Below are 2242 nucleotides of genomic sequence, written 5' to 3'. Positions count from 1 at the left end.
GACTCGAAAACCACGCTTCCGGCGAATGCAACGGAAGAGGAGCGACAGAATTATCTTGCAGGCCTGCGTAACTCGCCGTCCTACAAGGAAGAAATGAAGAAATACGGCACCGGCAGCGATATGCAGCGCGGCATTCAGGCAGCGACCGCGGCGCTTCAGGGCCTGGCGGGTGGAAATATCGGCGGTGCGCTGGCCGGGGCATCGGCACCGGAGCTGGCGCATCTGTTGAAACCAACGGAAGGTGATCCGGCTGTCAATGCTATCGCCCACGCCATTCTTGGCGGGGCTGTGGCGGCAATGCAGGGCAACAGCGCAGCAGCGGGTGCTGCCGGTGCAGGTGCAGGAGAGTTAGCCGCCCGCGCCATTGCGGGTATTTACTATCCTGGCGTCAAGATGTCTGACCTGACGGAAGAGCAGAAGCAGACGGTGAGCACGCTGGCGAGCATCTCGGCGGGAATGGCAGGCGGTATCGCAGGAGGCGATGTCTCAGGGGCGGCAGCCGGTGCATCCGCCGGGAAAAATGCAGCTGAGAATAACTCGCTGAGTCCGAATGACTTCGGTAAGGGCATGGCGGAATATGGTCAGTCGGTACAGTCTTACGCTCAATATGCTCAGGATAAGAACCTACCGCCAGAGCAGGTGCAGGCCGATCTGGCGCGGATGGTGAAAGGCGATCTGCCGGAAAGCGCCAACATCATCAAAGCGATCCTAGAAAATAACCCCGGCTCAGATACGGTAATGGCATTGCTGTCAGCGGAAGAAGCGAAGGATTACGCGCTGGCGCTGCTGACGTCAATCCCGGCAGAAAAAGCGCTGTCGCTGGTTGGTAAAGCCGCTAAGGTTATTGATAACAAAATCCTGATCAGTGCGGCTGAGAAAATCTCGACGGCCAAGCCGGGTAAGCAATCAGCAATACCACGGGACCTAAATGAACAAATAGTGTGGAAGCAGGTGCAGGAAAACCCTGCAAAAGGGGAAATACTGCCAGGAATGAATAATGATCCTCGTTTTCCTGCAAGTGCAGGGTTCCAAAAAATGCAGGTGGTTCAGAAAAATGCTAAAGGGGAATCAATTACTATCCATTATCAGTACAATTCTACTACGGGTAAAGCCTATGATATTAAAATTGATACTCCTCAAAGAGTTAGTTCTAACCCGGCAGATGTGATCGAGAATATTAAAGAGCGAGTCAAATGAAAATAAAAGAGAAAGATGGAACCATATTGGATGTGTTCGCCATATATTGGCTTGGAAATGAAACTCTATTTTTAGGGCTACCTAAAAATTATGGCGGTTTACTTGCTTATAACGCAAAAAAAGTTCAAGTTATTGATCCAGCTTTGCATGGAGCATTTAATTACTTTTCCACGCATATAAATGGGATATATCATTGGGCTTTAATAAAAGAAAAGTTACTGGATGATATATTAGAGCGGGATGATGTCGCCTATAACCGCTTCCTTGAGATCCTGAAAGCCGAAGGTCAAATAGATCAGGACTTTTATTAATCGCCAATTATCCCGGCTCGATAATGAACCGGGATCTTCTTACCTGCCTGTCAGTCCCACTTACCGACTGAAGCCTTCTTAGTCATGATCATCTCATTAAAATCAGTGATCTGCCGCTGCTTGCGGATCGGGAGCTTACAGACCTTCTTCAGCGTCTGCATGATCTCCGGCTCTGGCGGCGGTGCGGGTAACGGCTCCTGGGCGGTGAGCACCAGGCAACCGGGCATCACGCGGATCTTCAGCGGCGTTCCGGTTGCAAACCCCGCATCTTCCAGCCAATAACCTTTAAGCGTAACGGTGGGTGCGGGTTCGTGGGTCTGCCAGTCGCGCATGTAACCCACGGTATAACGGCGGGTTTTTAACGCCGGTGTGGTCGCGGATGATGCGGTGAACCTGAGCGCGGGTAATAATGTGGATATTGTTGCCGCCACCAACACAGACTCCAGCTGGCGCTTTAAGGAAGTGAAGAACAGCGGCCTGATGGGCACTGGCGGGATAGGTATCACCGTCGGCAGCAGTAAAACCACACACGACCTGCGCGAGGCGGGCACCACCCAGAGTCAGAGCTTCAGTACCGTGGGCTCGACGGGCGGTAGCGTGGTGATATCAGCCGGTAATCAGGCACACATCGGCGGTGCCGACCTGATTGCGGGCAAGGACCTGGCGGTTATCGGCGACAGCGTCCTCATCGACCCGGGCCACGACAAGCGGACCCGCGACGAGACCTTTGAGCA

Annotated in this window: 3 protein-coding genes and 1 pseudogene; 3 read left to right on the top strand and 1 reads right to left on the bottom strand. The window is 53.0% G+C overall.

Going from position 1 to position 2242, the window contains the following annotated elements:
• Both HYQ67_RS24310 and HYQ67_RS23720 read left to right on the top strand, forming a co-directional pair.
• A partial coding sequence (locus HYQ67_RS24310) for a VENN motif pre-toxin domain-containing protein (RefSeq protein ID WP_202308633.1) occupies window positions 1–1197 on the top strand: 1197 nt, incomplete at its 5' end.
• Window positions 1194–1508: a hypothetical protein gene (locus HYQ67_RS23720; RefSeq protein WP_202308631.1), complete on the top strand. Its 315-nt coding sequence runs from the start codon at window positions 1194–1196 to the stop codon at window positions 1506–1508. The genes HYQ67_RS24310 and HYQ67_RS23720, both read left to right, overlap by 4 nt.
• A gap of 50 nt (window positions 1509–1558) precedes the next feature.
• On the opposite strand, the gene HYQ67_RS23715 is transcribed toward HYQ67_RS23720, so the two are convergent.
• Complete coding sequence (locus tag HYQ67_RS23715) at window positions 1559–1939, bottom strand: SymE family type I addiction module toxin (RefSeq protein ID WP_348519226.1); 381 nt, start codon at window positions 1937–1939, stop codon at window positions 1559–1561.
• On the opposite strand from HYQ67_RS23715, the pseudogene HYQ67_RS23710 reads away from it, so the two are divergent.
• Window positions 1878–2242 (top strand): annotated as a pseudogene (locus tag HYQ67_RS23710) (hemagglutinin repeat-containing protein); the annotation flags it as partial. The gene HYQ67_RS23715 and the pseudogene HYQ67_RS23710 sit on opposite strands and share 62 nt — an antisense overlap.

Origin of the sequence: Dryocola clanedunensis subsp. sulfonylureivorans, from assembly GCF_016756775.1 — a bacterium.
In the GTDB taxonomy this organism is placed as follows: Bacteria; Pseudomonadota; Gammaproteobacteria; order Enterobacterales; family Enterobacteriaceae; genus Dryocola; species Dryocola clanedunensis.
This window is presented reverse-complemented; position numbering and strand designations above follow the sequence as displayed.

What these genes read in the sequence shown, in the direction of transcription:
- HYQ67_RS23720 (WP_202308631.1), top strand. Translation starts at nt 1,194, where the DNA reads ATGAAAATAAAAGAGAAAGATGGAACCATATTGGATGTGTTCGCCATA.